Genomic DNA, 16,997 nt, shown 5'->3' with positions numbered 1-16,997 from the left:
CAAATGGGTCAAGCAAAGAGGTCATAACAGTGACTCTTAATCGCCTAGCCACAAAGGTCCCAGTGGAGCCTCCGGTATATTATAGTGTTCTGGGTAAGTTACTGCCACCAGGTAAAGTCCGCCGGGTTTCGCTGTAGCTGCGGCCTTGGTGCGGTCTTTTTCTCTTAGCAGTTCGCCAATCCACTCCGGCGGCTGCAAATGCTGGCCAACAACGATCAGGCTGCCGACGATATTGCGCACCATGTGGTGCAAAAAGGCATTCGCAGAAATATCCACGATAATATAATCGCCACGGCGTTCAACTGTTAAATCGGAAACCTTGCGAAACGGCGTATGCGACTGGCAATGAGATGCCCGAAATGCAGTAAAGTCGTGTTCACCAATAAGCGCCTGAGCGCCTTCTTGCATAACTTCTGCATCAAGTGGCTGATGATAATGACTGACCCCGGCCGAGTGGATACCCGGACGAAATCTGGTATTAGCAATAATATAACGGTAACGCCGCGACGTCGCACTAAAACGGGCACTGAAATCACTGTCAACTTCCTGCGCCCAACGCACAGCAATACCGGCCGGTAAATTACTGTTCACGCCTAATGTCCAGGCGACATCAGCTCTTGGTACCGGGACATCAAAATGCACTATTTGTGCAGTGGCATGAACGCCAGCATCTGTTCTGCCAGCGCAGGTTACCTCAACAGGCGCATTCGCTATTTTACTCAAAGCCTCTTCAACACACTGTTGAACACTGGCTACTTCACGTTGTCGTTGCCATCCATAATAACGACTGCCGTCGTATTCAAGGCATAAGGCCATTCGCATACTACTTTATCCTACGAATCTAGTTTTTGTTGCAGCGTCTTAGCTTCATTTGCCAGCGCTTCATCATCACCTTCTGCTAATTGCTGAAGAATCTCCCGTGCTTCATCCTCTTCGCCCATTTCAATATAGGCTCTGGCCAGGTCAAGCTGACCCGCCGGATCATCATCTTCTGGAGCACCTTCAGCATCTCCCGATTCATCATCCGGTAAAACGTCTTTTACTGCCGAGGACTGATAGCGATCGCTGTCTTCGTCTTCCTCATCGGCGTCCGCCATTAAGGAGTCAATATCCACAAATTCATCATCGTCGGTAGCACTAAACGCGTCAGTTTCGGCTTCCTTTTCGGTTTCGTCTTCTTCTGTCGCCAGCTCATCTTCATCGGCAGTGTTATCTGCGTTATCAGTACCGCCAAATAATGATTCTAAGTCTTTGTCAGCTTCATCTTCAGCCTGATCAAGTTCCGCATCGTCGTCGGGAACTTCTTCTTCAAGATCATCCAGATCGTCCAGCGACTGCGTCAGCTCATCCGACTCTTGCAGCAACTGTTCCAGATTATCCTCTTCGGTGTCCTCTTCTACAGGCTGGCTCTCCTCTTGCGAGGTTAGCTCGGTTTCTTCAGGTTCAGCAGTCTCTTCTGGTTGAACCTCATCAGCGTCTGGTTCATCTGCTGCTTCGGAGCTGTCTATTTCTGTGCTTTTCGCTTTCTCACCTTCCGGCTCATCGGCTTCGTTTTCTGCAAGACCTAATTCAGCGAGAACATCATCAACTTCGCTGTCGTCAAAGTCATCCGGCAACAAATCATCGTTTTCTTCATCAGGTTCGCTTTCACCTTCGTCCGGCTTTTCATCAGCCGCAGGCTCATCATCGCTCTCAGCTTCTTCAGGGGTTTCTGAAGGCGCGTTGTCGGACAGAATGTCATCGATATCGTCGACATCCGCTACTGCAGACTCTTCTTCTGTTGCTTCACCTTCTTGCTCAATATTTTCTGAATCAGGTTCATCAGCGTCTACACTTGATGACTCCGGCGACTCTTCTTCATCATTGACGGAAAGGTCAATGGCCTGTTCATCGTCGTCGTCGGCTTCGCCAAACAAACGGTCCAGCTCATCCTGAGACAGTTCACTAGACTCTTCGTCTTCTTCATCCGGCAACACAGCCTGATCATCATCATCCAAATCGTCTTCTACAGCCGGTTCAGCTTCTGCTGCCGGTTTTGGCTCTTCCTTCTTGGCATCGTCTTTTCCATCATCAAGACGAACGCTCAAATCAGCGGCTTCCGGTTCGCTCGAGTTCCCGGTTAACTCGGCCTCTAACGCACTTAAGTCGTCACCTTCATCGTCAGCACTTTCTTCACCGTCGATATCGAATAAACCATCCGTACTGTCGTTAGGCACATCACCCAGCAATTCTTTATCGAGTTCAGCCGCGGCTTCTTCTTCGGTGAGCTCTTTACTGGTTTTCTCTTCCTGCTCTTCATCTTCCTCTGCCGGTTTCGTTGAACGGCGTAAAAAGAAGAAAACAATAAGACCGATAATGAGCAGAGCCGGCAACACCGATACAAGCAACATATTCAGAGGGCTTTGCAGCCAGTCGGAAAAACCTGACTCCTCCTCCATTTCTTCCCGGGCTTGCTGTTCAAGCAACTCTCGCTGTTGAGCTAATACCTGTTGAAACTGAACTTCCAGCTCATCGGTTTTGCTTACATTACTGGCGAGCTCATCTAAACGCGACGCTAACGAGTCAATACGCTCCTGCAGAGACTTATTCTCTCCATACATGCGTTCAACCGCCTGCATAGACTGCTGCATATCAGAGCGTAGCTCCTGAAAATTTTGTTCCTGACGCTGTTCAACTTCCTGAATGGTTTGTTCAGCTTTTGCCCTGGCTTGTTCCAGTAACTGTTGCTGTTCAGCGCGAGTTTTCTGGGTGTCCTGCCGAGCTTGCGAGAGTTGTTGAGACTTGGTTTTTAATTGGCTATCTACCACGACTTGCCGACGAGCCGCTTCGGGGTTAACCATTTTGATTTCTTGCAAGGAAGGTATACGCAGGTAAAAACCATTGAGCATGCGGTTCATATTACCATCGACGAAGGCATCGTCATTAGCCTGCACAATAGCAACCATAGTCTGATACTGGGTCACACTGGAGTGTGGCTTATAACGCCGCGCAATATCCCACAAGGTGTCGTTGCTGCTTATAGGCCCATAGCGCTCCTGGCCGATACGAACATCGGTTGCTTCTGAGCCTTTCTCGCCTTTTATAACGACGCCATCCTGCCAACCTGCTGCAGCGACAGTCATACTGCCGGACAACACCATGGCTGCCAGCGAGAAGTATCTCAGTACCTGCACTATCTTGGTTTTTCTCATCCTTTAGTCTCTGCCCGCGCTTTGCTCTTATCTTTAACGGCGTTCGTTAAAAAAACTTTATGACATACAGCTGCTGAAATTACCAGTAATCACGAATTAAAGTTTCCGCAATTTGTATACTGTTGGTTGCCGCGCCTTTGCGTATGTTGTCCGATACAACCCACAGGTTCAGTCCATTAGGGTGGCTGATATCTTCCCGTACCCGCCCTACAAAGACATCGTCATTGCCAGCAGCATTTCCCACTTGAGTCGGAAATTCCTCGCGCTGTTCCATTAAAGTAACACCAGGAGCCTCACTTAACAGCTGTTTTGCATGCTCAGCGGTAATTGGCTGCCGCGTTTCGATATGAATGGCTTCTGCGTGTCCGAAAAATACAGGAACCCTTACCGCCGTAGGGTTAACCCGAATACTGGGGTCATTAAATATCTTTTGGGTTTCCCACACCATTTTCATTTCTTCTTTGGTGTAGTCATTCTCCTGAAAAACGTCTATTTGAGGAATGCAGTTGAAAGCAATTTGTCGACTGAAGTTCGCGACCGTCGGCTGCTTGCCGTTTAAAAGTTCTGCAGTCTGCTTTGCCAGCTCTTCCATCGCCTCTTTACCAGCACCGGATACCGACTGATAGGTGCTGACATTTATGCGCTCAATGCCAACCGCATCATGAATAGGCTTAAGTGCCACCATCATTTGAATGGTCGAGCAATTCGGGTTAGCAATAATATTGCGGTTTCTGAAATCGGCTAGCGCCCAGGCATTAACCTCCGGCACCACCAAAGGAATATCCGGCTCGTAGCGATATTCAGAGGTGTTATCAATAACCACACAGCCTGCTTCAGCAGCTTTGGGGGCGAACTCGCGTGAAATTGAACCGCCCGCTGAAAAGAACGCGATATCAGCATTAGACCAGTCGAACTCACCAGCATCTAACACTTCTATTTCTTCGCCATTAAAATCAACTGTTGCGCCAACAGAGCGGGCACTAGCTAAAGGGAAAAGTTCTGCCACCGGGAATTTTCGCTCAGCTAAAATTTCTATCATTTGCTGGCCCACTAAACCTGTTGCACCTAATACAGCAACGCGAAACCCATGTGACATGCTAACTCCTTACTTAGACAATAGCCGGGCACTAAAGCCCAACTGTAAAAACTGGATATATTGCTCGCTATTATGGCATGTAACGACCTGATTAATGAACTCTCTGCGCGGGCTTTCTTTGCGATAATTGCGTCGTAAACTATCAAAACCTTCGGTAGTGAGACCCTGTTGTCGGAAAAGTTCATCGTCCCGGAACAAGTCGTAGTGTTCTTTTGCCCACAAATTAAGACTTTCCAGTGAATTCAACTCATCGGCATCACGTTCATTCCAGGCCTTCCCCGGCAACACATCAGACAAAGTCTTATCGGCGGGCTTACCAAAGTGTTCCAGCAATGCATTTGAAATCATTACCGCCCCGCCGACTTTACCTTCCAGACTGTGTCCGGCAATGTGTGGAGTTGCGATATCAACATAAGGCACTAAGCCTGACAATACTTCGGGTTCATTCTCCCATACATCCAGCACCAGCGATGGCCGCTCCCCCTGCTCTACACGCTCCAGTAAGGCATTATTGTCGATAACCGCACCCCGGCTGGCATTAATTAGTAACTGCTGCGAATGCAGTGACTGCAATGCCGTATTTTCAAACAAATGCTGAGTCGGGAAATCGCCGTCCCGCGTCAGGGGGACATGACAGGAGATAATATCGGCCGTTAGTACACGCTGCCAATGGTCATGCACAAACTTAACGCCTTTTTTACACAAGGGCGGATCATAATAATGAACATTGAGTCCCAGAGCTTCCAGCCTTTTTCCCGCCGCTTTCCCCGTATGCCCTGCACCAACAATAGCAACATCGATTTCGTCAGCTATATACCGGGATTTGCCATTTAACCAATTGAGCACGGCGCACAAAACATACTCACCAACTGACTGCGCATTCGCCCCCGGCGCGTGTGCAAAGCCAATGCCTCGCTCTTCTAGAGCCTGAAGATTGATATGCTCAGTGCCAATGGTTGCGGACGCAACAAACTTAAGTTCGGGAGCTTGTTCTAAAAGTACTTCATCAACTTGAGTCACAGAACGCACGAGTAAAGCATCAGCTTCTGCCAACAGTTTCTGCGGAGGGATTCGTTCAGAAAAGTAGGAAAGTGTTCCCGCACCCGACAATAAGTCGGAAAGTGCGGGAATATTCTGATCGGCAACGATTTTCATCGAAATAACCGATCTAGTCGATTATTCAGAGTATTGGCGCATCACTAACGATGCGTTTGTACCACCGAAGCCAAAGCTATTAGACATAACCGTTCTAAGTGGTGCTTCAGTCGTCTGCTGAATAATGTTCATGCCGTCGGCTTTTTCATCCAACGCTTCAATATTGATTGAAGGTGTAACAAAACCATTCTTAAGCATAAGCAGAGAGTAAATAGCTTCGTGCACACCAGCTGCGCCCAGAGCATGGCCTGTCATTGCTTTAGTAGCACTAATCATCGGCGTTTTCTCTGGGAAAACTTCACGAATAGCTTCTAACTCTTTAACGTCACCAACCGGTGTACTGGTACCGTGAGTATTCAGATAGTCGATTGGAGTATCCACCGTTTCCATTGCCATTTTCATGCAACGAACCGCGCCTTCACCCGACGGAGCTACCATATCGTAACCGTCTGAAGTCGCACCGTAACCAACAATTTCACCGTAAATTTTGGCGCCACGAGCTTTTGCCGCTTCCAATTCTTCAATAACCAGAATACCGCCACCACCAGCAGGTACAAAACCGTCTCGCCCCTGGTCGTAGGTACGTGAAGCTTTTTCAGGCGTATCATTGTACTTAGTACTTAATGCGCCCATAGCGTCAAATTCCATGCCCAGGGTCCAGTGCAGTTCTTCACCACCGCCGGCAAATACTCGGTCTTGTTTACCGAACTGAATTAATTCCAGCGCATGACCGATACAGTGCGCAGAGGTTGCACAAGCAGAACTAATTGAATAGTTAACACCTTTAATTTTAAAAGGTGTTGCCAGGCAAGCTGAAGTCGTTGACGCCATGCAACGAGGTACCATGTATGGGCCAACTTTTTTCACGCCACGTTCACGCAAAATATCAGCTGCTGCAACCTGATGTTCACCAGAAGCGCCACCGGAACCAACAACTAACCCCGTACGCGGGTGAGAAACTTGCTCTTCGGTTAAGCCTGAATCCTCGATAGCCTGAGCCATTGCGATATAGGCATAAGCCGCCGAATCGCCCATGAAACGCAACGCTTTGCGGTCAATATGGTCTTTAGGATCTAACTTAACTTCGCCCCATACCTGACAACGCAAGCCCATTTCAGCAAAAGATTCTGAACGGGTAATACCCGATTTGCCGGTACGTAATGACTCCAGCACTTCTTCTTGATTGTTCCCGATACTTGATACAATACCAAGTCCGGTGATAACAGCTCTTCTCATTCTATAATCCTGTCTGACATTGCTACGTCGATATCTTACCAACGTCGTGTGTGAATGTGGTCTGCTTTGTCCACTGTTGTTCGTAAAGTTGTTATTATAGCGGTCATCAACCAATAAATCATGGGATAGCCGCTTGAATTCTAATTCATCTGTTCAGTTTAACGAGCAAGGCGTACCCGTTTCCACTACTTTCGATGATATTTATTTTTCTGTCGAAAGCGGTGTTGACGAAAGTCAGTACGTATTTCTGGCGCAAAACGGATTACCCCGTCGCTGGCTGTCGCTACCGGCTCATTATAGCTTTACCATAGCCGAAACCGGGTTTGGTACAGGTTTGAACTTTCTTCTGACCTGGAAACGTTTTTTAGAGCAGGCACCTGCCAATACACGTCTCCATTTTGTCAGTTTTGAAAAGTTCCCTTTATCGCGTCAGCAACTTGAACAAGCATACCAATTACTGGAACCCTTAAAGGAATTCAGTCAGTTGTTTCTGGAGCATTACCCGGCAACCGATCCCGGCTGTCATCGCATTATCCTATCACAGGGCCGGGTCATTCTGGATCTGTGGATAGGCGACCTCAATGAGCTATTGCCCGAATGGCTTCCACAGGCACAACACCAAATTGACGCCTGGTTTCTCGACGGTTTTGCTCCGGCAAAGAACCCGGAAATGTGGCAGCCCACACTTTTTGATGCCATGAAGCAAACCGCACACAGCGAAACAACCTTTGCTACCTTCACCGCTGCTGGCAGCGTAAGAAGAGCACTACAACAAAGCGGATTCGAAGTTCAAAAAGTAACGGGCTTTGGTCGCAAACGAGAAATGCTTTGTGGTCACTACCATAGCGCCGAAGTTTGTCAGAAATATTACGACAGACGTGACGTTACCATTATTGGTGGCGGCATTAGCGCGGCATGTTCAGCCCTGGCACTGAAGCAAAGAGGCGTTAACGTCAGAGTCGTTAGTGCAGGTAGCGCCGACGGCGCATCCGGAAATCCTCAAGGAGCCGTTTACCCTCTGTTACACGCCGAGCATACGCCGCTCAGTCGCTTCTATTGGCAGGCGTTTTCTACAGCCACCAGCTTCTACCGTAATTTTTGTGACGACCACTGGTTTCCCGTGGGGGTTATGCAGCCAGCATTTAACGACGACAGAGCCCGGCGTTATCAACGTATAGCCGATGAACTGTATGCGCCAGACACGGTACGCTATTTATCTCAGCCGGAAGCAGAACAAGCAGCCGGGGTTTCGCTGGCGGTTCCGGCGCTGCTTTACCCTAAAGCCGGATGGTTACGACCGGCGGCTGTGGTCAAAAGTCTTTTAGAAGCAGCACAAATTGATCTTATTGAAGGCGAAGCTAAGGCTCTGGAGAAAACTGAAAGTGGCAGTTGGCAGATATCACTAAAGGACGGAAGTTTGCTGGCCGCTGAGCGAGTTCTTATTGCCACCGGTCATCACATCAATGGGTTATTGCCGGAAAGCGTTAACCCCCTGCCAATACAACCAGTTCGCGGACAAGTCAGTCTGGTTCAAACAACACCGTTATTATCTTCACTAAAAACGGTTTTATGCTTTAAAGGGTATTTAGTTCCGGAAGATGGCAACCATCACTGTGTTGGCGCAAGCTTTAATCGCGACAGAGAGGATTTAGAACCAACCCCCGAAGATGACGAAGAAAACCTGAAACAACTCGCTGAAAACGCGAAGCAGCCATGGGCTGAATCTCTGCAGTTAACATCCCAAAGAGTCTCGGTACGGGCGACCAGCCCCGATCACCAGCCTGTTACCGGAGCGGTTGCCGAAAACTTATATGTCATTACAGCGCTGGGGTCTCGGGGCTTCACTTCTGCCCCTATTCTGGCAGAAGTGATTGCCTGTCAGTTAACCGGAGAGTTAACGCCGTTAACTCAAGATGCTTTACGCCGCATCTCCGTTAGTCGCTTTAAGGGCTAACTTATCCAATACATTGTTAATGTGAGTCTGGTCAGCCGGAGACAACTCATGCCGCGTTTTGTGAACTGCCTCACGCAAAGCCGGCATAATTCTCTCCGGTTGAGTCTCACCAGCCATTTCCAGTTGCGCAACGACTAAGTCGAAATGCCCGCGCAAATAACCGCAGGCAAATAGCTCGTCATCTGTGCCGGAAACCACCGCATCATCGAATACGGTTTCAAGTCGTTCCACTAATTGATCAAAGTCCGTACGAGTTCCCATCTGCAGTTTCCCGTTGAAAAACAAAGGCGCTCATTCTAACGGTCTTTTTGTTACAATGCATCCGCATCAAAGACTCAACCTATGACAGAGGTAGTTATTATGTCCCTGGAAATTGGCTTGTTTTACGGCTCTACCACTTGCTATACCGAAATTGCTGCAGAAAAAATTCAGCAAGCCATTGGCGAGGACATTGTTCAGCTGTTTGATATAAAAAATACCCCGCTAAAAGAAGCTGAGCAATTTGATATTCTTATTTTTGGTATTTCCACCTGGGATTTTGGCGAACTTCAGGAAGACTGGGAAAGCCATTGGGACGACATAAATGACGTGAACCTGCGCGGTAAAGTTGTTGCGCTGTTTGGAATGGGTGATCAGGAAGGTTATACCGACTGGTTCCAGGACGCTCTGGGCATGCTGCACGATGCCATAGCCAACCACGGCTGCAAGCGCATTGGTTTTTGGCCAAATCAGGGTTACGAATTTGCCGCCTCCAAAGCGTTAACCGCAGATAACACTCAGTTCGTCGGTTTATCACTAGATGAAGACTCCCAATATGAGCTATCAGATGAACGTATTGAACAATGGACGACGCAAATTTTAGAAGAAATTGCCGAACAATTAGGATAATAAAAATGCAAAACTTTCTTTCAAAAACCCTGCTGTTACTCGCTTTGTTGATGTCGGTAACGGCCCAGGCAAAAACCGAAGCTCCCGGCATTGACGAGTTCACTTCGTCATTTCAGGAGCACCCCGGTTTTTTCACCTTTTACCACGATGAAGCTAGTGCAAAGTTTTATCTGGAAGTGCCGAGGCAAGGACCACAGTTTATTTTTCAAACCAGTCTTCCCTGGGGGTTAGGTTCTAATGATGTCGGGCTGGACCGCGGTCAACTGGGTGAAACTCGGTTAGCATCATTTCGTGTTGAAGGAAATAAGGCGTTATTGGTTCAACACAATACCGAGTTTCGTGCACAAACGCGGAATCAGGCTGAACGCAGCAGTGTCGATCAAGCGTTTGCCGACGCCGTGCTTTATGGTTTTGACGTTGTTGCGAGCAACGATGAACGTGTGTTAATCGACTACACCCCTTACTTGTTTAGCGATGTGCACGGTGTTAGTAAGCGCTTACAGCAAACCGAGCAAGGACAATTTAAGGCCGATACAAGCCGCTCAGTCATTTACCCTGAACGTAGCAAAGCCTTTTCAGAAAATACGGAGCTAGAAGCGAAAGTCACTTTTGTCGGTGACGGAAAAGGGCAGTGGATAAATCAGGTTGCGGCCAACGCCGATGCACTTTCTTTGCACCTGCACCACTCCTTTATAAAGCTACCTGACGCCGGATACCAACCCCGGAAATTTCATCCAAACAGCGGTTTTTGGGCTCACAGCTTTAAAGACTACGCAGCACCTCTTGGCGAATCGATGACAGTGCAATATATCCCGCGTCACCGGTTGAATAAGAAAGACCCTATTGCCTCACAAAGTGAAGCGCGTGAACCTATTGTTTATTATCTTGACCCAGGTGCACCGGAACCTGTCAAAACGGCACTGCTTGAAGGTGCCCGCTGGTGGGCTCAGGGCTTTGAAGCCTTAGGTTTCGAGAATGCTTTTCAGGTAAAAGTTCTGCCCGACGGTGCTGACCCTATGGATGTGCGCTACAACGTTATTCAGTGGGTTCACCGGGCAACCCGTGGCTGGTCTTACGGCTCGTCGGTAATAGACCCTCGTACCGGCGAAATCATTAAAGGTCATGTCACCCTGGGGTCGCTGCGTGTTCGCCAGGATATGAAAATAGCCGAAGGCTTGTTGACGCCTTTTATCGAAGACCGCAGTGAACTTAAAAGCGCGGTAAAAAATATGGCTCTGGCTCGTATTCGCCAATTAAGTGCACACGAAATAGGCCATACCTTAGGAGTAGCTCATAACTTTGCTGCCAGCGCGTCAGACAGAGCTTCCGTTATGGACTACCCTCACCCGCTGGTAAACCTGACAACCGATGGCGGTTTAAGCCTAAGCAACGCTTATACAGAAGGCTTAGGAGTATGGGATAAGCAAGTTCTGGCTTATGGGTACAGTGATTTTGGCGGTATGCCATCGTCTGACGAGCAACTCGCCCGTATTCTGGATGAAAATAAAACACTCAATCTCAGCTTCATTTCAGACAGAGATGCACGCCCTGCCGGTGGTGCTCACCCTCAGGCACATTTATGGGATAACGGCAGCGAACCTGTTACCGAGCTTGAACGCCTGCTTTCAGTGCGCCAGCAAGTGCTGGATAACTTCAGCAAGGACATGCTGAACAGCGATCAGCCATTAAGCCAGTTACAATCGATCTTTGTGCCTATTTACTTGCTGCACCGGTACCAAACAGAAGCCGCAGTAAAATGGTTAGGCGGCGTTAACTACCATTACTATATGGCTGACGACTCTACGGACGACTACCAGCCGGTAGGGGCCGCCAGACAACAAGCGGCTCTTAAACAGTTGTTAAAAACCATTCAGGCAGATACTTTGCGTGTGCCTTCACATATTAAACAATGGCTGGTTCCGTCAGCTTACGGTGAAAGCTCATCGCGCGAAAACTTCAGTGGTAAAACAGGGCTAATACCCGATACCGTCAGCATGGCTGCCAGTGCGGCGGATCACAGTTTAAGTTTGATGTTAAACAGCCAGCGTCTGAACCGGTTAGCACAACAACACGCGGACAATGACCGAGTGCCTTCTCCGGCCGGACTGATGACAGCTATTTTCAATACCGTTTTCAGCGACTGGGAAAACGCAAAGAAAGCCCCGGTTCAGCAGCGCTTGCTGGCAACAGCTATCAACGCCGAAGTAAGAGCGGTAAAAAATTCGGGACTGGCTGCAGAGACCCGGTTAGTTATGCGAGCTGAGCTTGCTGAGCAACAACAGAAGCTTGCCAAGTCCGACTCACTACTCGTAAAGCAATTGGCAAAAGATTTAGATAAATTCTTAAACGAAGGGGAATGGCCGGAACAATACGAACCCGAGCCGTTACCGCCGGGTTCGCCAATTTAAATGAAAGATCAGAGCCGCTTAAAGCGGCTCTGGAAAATCGTCTAACTGCTCTTTGGTTTTGCCATGAGGCGTTGGCTGACGAGTTTCCGGATCAATATGTACGAAAACAATATCATCAGCTGAACAAATATTTTGCTTGGTGTGCTTATTGCGTACCAGACAAGTAATCGCTAACGACGTGCGTCCCACAGATTTCACCTGCAGACCAAATTCAACGACATCGCCCTGAAACGCCGAAGTTTCAAAGGTAATAGCGCCAATATGCTTAGTTACCAGGCTTTTTGCCCCTAACTGGCAACTGGCAAAGATATAAGCTTCTTCGTCAATCCATTCTAAAATACGGCCACCAAATAACGACCCGGCAAAGTTCAAATCATTTGGCATAACCAGTCGGCGAGATAAAAAGCGCATAGTCACTCCTTGTTCATGGAAGATATGTACATATTATAACCTATTGTTCGCCAATGGTTTGTTGAAAAAATTGAGCAATCATTGAATATAAATGAATTTTTGTATTACGCCCGTTAATAGAATGCTTTTTCCCCGGGTAATTCATCATTTCAAAAGCCTGAGCGTTGTCCTGCAATTGCTTATACAGCTTCGTGCTATGAGTAAACAAAACATTGTCATCCGCCATTCCATGGTAAATCAGTAAATCACCTTTTAAGTTATCGCTGTATGGAAAAACCGATGAGTTTTCATAGGCATTACCATCACCCGGCATGCCCATAAAACGTTCGGTGTAATGCGTATCATACAAACGCCAGTCGGTTACCGGTGCGCCAGCCACTCCAGCCTTAAAATATTCAGGTGCTTTAAACATAGCCAGCAGCGACATGTAACCGCCGTAACTGTGACCATATATACCGATGCGCTTTGGGTCGACATAAGGCAGGCTGGTTAAATACTTAACCCCAACCACCTGATCATCTACTTCCGGGCTCCCCATATTTTTATAAATAGGTGCCTCAAAACGCTTTCCCCTATTCGCCGAACCGCGGTTATCCAGAGTGAAAACAATAAAGCCCTGTTGAGCCATATATTGAACAAAACCACTGCCCCAGCTTTTGGTTACTCGCTGCGCTCCGGGACCGCCATAAACATACACCAGCACCGGATATTTTTTTTCTGCATCAAAATCTCCTGGCTTGGTCATTTTGTAATAAAGCGTCTGCCCGTCTTCAGCTTTTAGCTCACCGAACTCAGGGTAACGCCAGTTTCTCAAGTAAGGAGACAGTGGATGCTCATCTGTCACTTCGTTTTCAGCCAACCACACCAAATGATTACCAGTTGGCCCGTGCAAACTTACTTGTTTGGGCTGCTGAGGCGATGAGTAGGTGTCCAGATACAAGCGCACATCGGCATCAAATTCAATATGGTGCATACCTTCACGCGTTGTAATGCGCGTTGGGTTGGCCGCAGAACTTGCATTTAGCTGAGTACGATACAGGTGAGATTCTAGTGGTGATTTTTTCCGGGCGGTAAAGTACAGCGTGCCAGTACTTTCATCAATAGCTTCCAGTTCATCTACTTGCCAATCGCCAGAACTCAATTGACGAATTAACGATCCGTCCAGGCGATATAAATAAAGATGTTTGAAACCGCTTCGTTCAGATGCCCAAATGAAATGCTTATTATCATTTAAGAAATACAAGTCATCGTGCAGATTCAGCCAGCTATCTGAGGTTTCTGTCAACAACTCACGCTGGGTTTCACTTGTTCGATTATAAAGCCAAAGCGTCAGTGCTTGCTGATCTCTGCTTTGCCATTGATAACTCAAACGTTTGCTGTCACCAACCCACTTAACCCGGGCTAAATACCCATCATTTAGCTTATCCAGCTGCAGCCAATTGGTCTGTTTATCAGCAATTTGATATACCCCAAGGTCAATCTCTACGTTGTCGCTTCCGGCGAACGGATAACGCTGTTGTATGGTTTCAATTCGGTCCGCGTATATCTCACTGCGGGTAGCGAGAGGCACAGGACTTTCATCAACTTTGGTTAACGCAATAGCCGACTCATCCGGAGCCCACCAGTAACCGGTCATGCGCTTCATTTCTTCCTGGGCAACAAACTCCGCCATACCAAACTTAAGCGTGTTACCGCCTTCGGTTGTAACCGCATGTTCTTCACCACTGGCAAGGTCAATAAAGTACAAATTCTGTTCGCGGACAAAAGACACGTAGCTGCTTTTTGGCGAGAACTTAACGTCAGTTTCAAAAGCATCCGTTTTTGTCAGCTGAGTCACTTTTTCTTCGTCAGTCTGGTAATAAAAAACATCACCGTTATAGGGAAAAAGCAGCGCATCCCCTTTTGCTGACCAGCTGTACTCAATTATGCCATTGCCGCTAATACGTTGGCGTTCCCGGCGGGCTTTCTCTTCGTCGGATAATTCAAGTTCACTGGCAGCTATCTGGTCTGCCGCAACTAACAATTTATGTGTCTCGGCCTCGATATCGTATAACCAGAGATCATAACGTTGCGGCTCTTCCTTACTGCCTTTTAAGTATGAAAGGTATTGCCCGCCGGGCGCAAACTTTAACGATTTTGGTGTTTCCCCCGTAAGACTGGGGCCACTAAACAAACGTTCTACGGTTAACTCTTCGGCAAAAACAGAGAGACTAAAAAAGCTAAAAACAATAATAGCAATCGCCTGAATACGACGATTAAAATGAAAAGGCATGATGCAAGATCCAACGATGAGTTTATTACCACTTATATTAACAAAGTTCGGGATAAAAATCGGTTGGCTGCGGTGAAATAACACGAAAACGCTACCGCCGAATTACGACGATAGCGTTATTTTCGGGAGGGCGGTTCAATTAGAAGCTAATAGATACGCCAGCCTGGAAACGACGACCGGTAACAGGTGCGTCATCTTTTATAAAGGAGCTGTGAACAAAGCCTAGCTGATCTGTCAGGTTTTCACCTTTCAGATAAAGCGTAGCACCGTAGTTTGCTAACCACTCCGGGTAAAAATTGACGCGGGCGTTCAGTAAGCCATAAGCATCGGTTACGGTCTCATTCTGCCCTATTTTATCCTGTTCCATGTAGCGCGTATAACCGATAGCACCATCCCAGCCAACGGCCTGATAACGCACTTCTGTACCAATGCGTTGCGCCGGGATTCTCGGTAAATCATCGCCATCACGCTGTTTTGCACGGGTATAGTCACTAAAACCGTGAAGTGACCACTGTTCTGTGAATTTCCAGTCTAACTCGAGTTCATAACCATAAAGCTCGGCGTCAACTTGTTTAAACTGAACCACTTGCAGACCGCCATGATCATGCTCGCCTTCGTGTTCGTGCTCCTCTTCGTGGGCATGCTCTTCGTGGTCATGGTCCTCATCACCATGCAATTGTTCACTGTTAAGGCCAATAAAATCATCGTAAATGAAATCATCAACGCGATTGTAGAACACGTTCAAATTTGCATGAAAGCTGTCATTTTCATAATGCAACCCGACATCAATGTTGTTTGACGTTTCGGTTTTAATTGCCACATCGTTTGGCTCAACATGATACTCGTCAAGCTCTTCTTCATGTAGTTCGTAACCCAGGCCAAGTTCATAAGTACGGGTTGCAAAGTGATTCCCGTTAGCAAAGACTTCATTTGCAGCAGGAGCTCTTTCTGCATGACTGAGGTTAAATGAAACCGAGGTGTGATCATTGAAGTGGTAGAGATAACCAGCAGACGCTGAAGTGGCATCAAAGGTATCCAGTTTGCGCTCCTCACTGGAAAGCGATGTGCGCTCGTGACGAACACCTAAATCAACGTGATGAGAACCAAATTCCTGCTCTACGACCCAGAACAAGCCTTGAGTGCGACGCGAGGTATTCGGCGTAAAGGCTTCTTCTCCAAAAGCCGCTTTATCGCTGATGTCCCACTGCCAGCCGACAGCACCTTTCCACCCTGCAATTTCTTTATGCTGACCAATCAGTCGTATCTCTTTTTGTTCATTTTCAAATTGAGTCGCAACGAAATTGTCTTCAATTTCCTGATGCTGGTAGTCAGTTAAAGCGGCGCGAAAATCTAAGCGGTTAAAGCCACTGAATGGATTACGCCACTGACCGGCAAATTGAATACGTTCCTGCTCCAGGTCTGCATAAGGGCCGGCCTCTGCGTGTTCATGCTCGTCTTCATGACCCGGCTCTTCCTCATGCTCATCTTCTTCCTCACCATGACCGTGGTCATGACCGGGAATACCGTATTCCTGATAGAGTCCCTGGTAAGACACTCCGAAAAAGCCGTCATCAAACTGGTAGCTGGCACCAATGGTGCCACCCTGAGCATCAATAAACGAGTTCTCAACATGGTCTACCGTTTCACCTTCGTCATTCGTAAAGGATGGCGTCTCATAATCATTGGCGCGGCGAATAAAAGCATCGGTATAAAGTGCCCAGCGACCATTGCCTATTTGCAAGTCGTAAGAGCCTTCTTTGTTATCATTATTGGTAGAGGCTGACACATTTGCATTACCTTGAATGCCGTAAACAGGCTCAGAAGGGATCCGGTTGTCGACCACGTTAATCACGCCACCAATTGCTCCACTACCGTAAAGCAAAGTTGCAGGCCCTCTTAATACCTCAATTTGTTGTGCTGTACTGGTTTCCGTTGTAACTGCATGATCGGGACCACCACGGGATACGTCACCAGTATCGAGACCATTTTGAGTAATTTTCACTCTTGGTCCGCCCAGTCCACGAATAATGGGTCTACCAGCGACATTCGCAAAATGAGTGTTATTGATGCCCGGTTCCATTGCCAGAGTTTCCCCCAGACTATGAGCATTCTTTTGCTTAAGCGCGTCACCAGAAATAATATTGACCGGCTGTGCTGATTCAAGCGCTGTCTTATCCAGCGGGCTTGCATTAATGACAATGACTTCATAGTCATTAATGTGTTCATGTTCTTCTTGCTGTTGCGCATGCACGACGGTACTTGTTGCCAGTAATGCAAGAGTTAACGCATTCAGTTTCATAACCACTCCAGTTAACGTTGTTTCAGATTAACGCCATCTCGTTATTGTAATAATATAACATTACAAAATCCTGATACGTTTTGCAAC

General features: G+C 47.6%; 12 protein-coding genes. 3 read left to right on the top strand and 9 right to left on the bottom strand.

Annotated elements, in window-relative coordinates:
• Positions 1 to 36 precede the first annotated feature (36 nt).
• The 5 genes from truA to fabB all read right to left on the bottom strand — a co-directional run bounded on the left by truA (position 37) and on the right by fabB (position 6,678).
• Positions 37 to 822 carry a tRNA pseudouridine(38-40) synthase TruA gene (truA, locus tag DET62_RS01030; RefSeq protein WP_110012644.1) on the bottom strand — a complete coding sequence of 262 codons (786 nt, stop codon included), beginning with the start codon at positions 820 to 822 and terminating at the stop codon, positions 37 to 39.
• Positions 823 to 833: 11 nt separating this feature from the next.
• On the bottom strand, positions 834 to 3,191 hold the full coding sequence (locus tag DET62_RS01025) for a FimV/HubP family polar landmark protein (protein WP_110012645.1): 2,358 nt from the start codon (positions 3,189 to 3,191) through the stop codon (positions 834 to 836).
• 79 nt (positions 3,192 to 3,270) lie between these two features.
• A complete protein-coding gene (locus DET62_RS01020) occupies positions 3,271 to 4,287 on the bottom strand; it encodes an aspartate-semialdehyde dehydrogenase (RefSeq protein WP_110012646.1) in 1,017 nt (338 codons plus the stop codon).
• A 9-nt stretch (positions 4,288 to 4,296) separates the two neighbouring features.
• Complete coding sequence (locus DET62_RS01015; protein ID WP_110012647.1) at positions 4,297 to 5,442, bottom strand: 4-phosphoerythronate dehydrogenase; 1,146 nt, start codon at positions 5,440 to 5,442, stop codon at positions 4,297 to 4,299.
• A 21-nt stretch (positions 5,443 to 5,463) separates the two neighbouring features.
• Positions 5,464 to 6,678 (bottom strand): beta-ketoacyl-ACP synthase I, encoded by a 1,215-nt coding sequence (gene fabB, locus DET62_RS01010; protein ID WP_011234272.1) that lies wholly within the window; start codon positions 6,676 to 6,678, stop codon positions 5,464 to 5,466.
• A gap of 133 nt (positions 6,679 to 6,811) precedes the next feature.
• On the opposite strand from fabB, the gene mnmC reads away from it, so the two are divergent.
• Positions 6,812 to 8,632, top strand: a complete 1,821-nt coding sequence (gene mnmC, locus DET62_RS01005) for a bifunctional tRNA (5-methylaminomethyl-2-thiouridine)(34)-methyltransferase MnmD/FAD-dependent 5-carboxymethylaminomethyl-2-thiouridine(34) oxidoreductase MnmC (protein ID WP_110012648.1) — start codon at positions 6,812 to 6,814, stop codon at positions 8,630 to 8,632.
• Here mnmC and DET62_RS01000 read toward each other — a convergent pair.
• Positions 8,597 to 8,893 carry a YfcL family protein gene (locus DET62_RS01000; RefSeq protein WP_011234274.1) on the bottom strand — a complete coding sequence of 99 codons (297 nt, stop codon included), beginning with the start codon at positions 8,891 to 8,893 and terminating at the stop codon, positions 8,597 to 8,599. The two genes, mnmC and DET62_RS01000, sit on opposite strands and share 36 nt — an antisense overlap.
• 105 nt (positions 8,894 to 8,998) lie before the next feature.
• Here DET62_RS01000 and fldB point away from each other — a divergent pair, with 105 nt between their 5' ends.
• Together fldB and DET62_RS00990 are read left to right on the top strand one after the other, a co-directional pair.
• Positions 8,999 to 9,520 carry a flavodoxin FldB gene (gene fldB / locus DET62_RS00995; RefSeq protein WP_034820885.1) on the top strand — a complete coding sequence of 174 codons (522 nt, stop codon included), beginning with the start codon at positions 8,999 to 9,001 and terminating at the stop codon, positions 9,518 to 9,520.
• Positions 9,521 to 9,525: 5 nt separating this feature from the next.
• Positions 9,526 to 11,928 (top strand): zinc-dependent metalloprotease, encoded by a 2,403-nt coding sequence (locus DET62_RS00990; protein ID WP_110012649.1) that lies wholly within the window; start codon positions 9,526 to 9,528, stop codon positions 11,926 to 11,928.
• Between the two features lie 18 nt (positions 11,929 to 11,946).
• Here DET62_RS00990 and DET62_RS00985 read toward each other — a convergent pair whose 3' ends face one another.
• The 3 genes from DET62_RS00985 to DET62_RS00975 form a co-directional block, all read right to left on the bottom strand.
• Positions 11,947 to 12,339, bottom strand: coding sequence for a hotdog domain-containing protein (locus DET62_RS00985; protein ID WP_011234277.1), 393 nt, complete (start codon positions 12,337 to 12,339; stop codon positions 11,947 to 11,949).
• Positions 12,340 to 12,379: 40 nt separating this feature from the next.
• Positions 12,380 to 14,611 carry a DPP IV N-terminal domain-containing protein gene (locus DET62_RS00980; protein ID WP_110012650.1) on the bottom strand — a complete coding sequence of 744 codons (2,232 nt, stop codon included), beginning with the start codon at positions 14,609 to 14,611 and terminating at the stop codon, positions 12,380 to 12,382.
• Between the two features lie 139 nt (positions 14,612 to 14,750).
• Entirely contained in the window at positions 14,751 to 16,910 is a 2,160-nt protein-coding gene (locus DET62_RS00975; protein ID WP_110012651.1) for a TonB-dependent receptor, read from the bottom strand.
• Positions 16,911 to 16,997 lie beyond the last annotated feature (87 nt).

The organism is Idiomarina sp. H2, assembly GCF_004364275.1.
Classification (GTDB): Bacteria; Pseudomonadota; Gammaproteobacteria; order Enterobacterales; family Alteromonadaceae; genus Idiomarina; species Idiomarina loihiensis.
The sequence above is the reverse complement of the archived record's forward strand: the minus strand, read 5'-3'. Positions and strand labels throughout refer to the sequence as shown.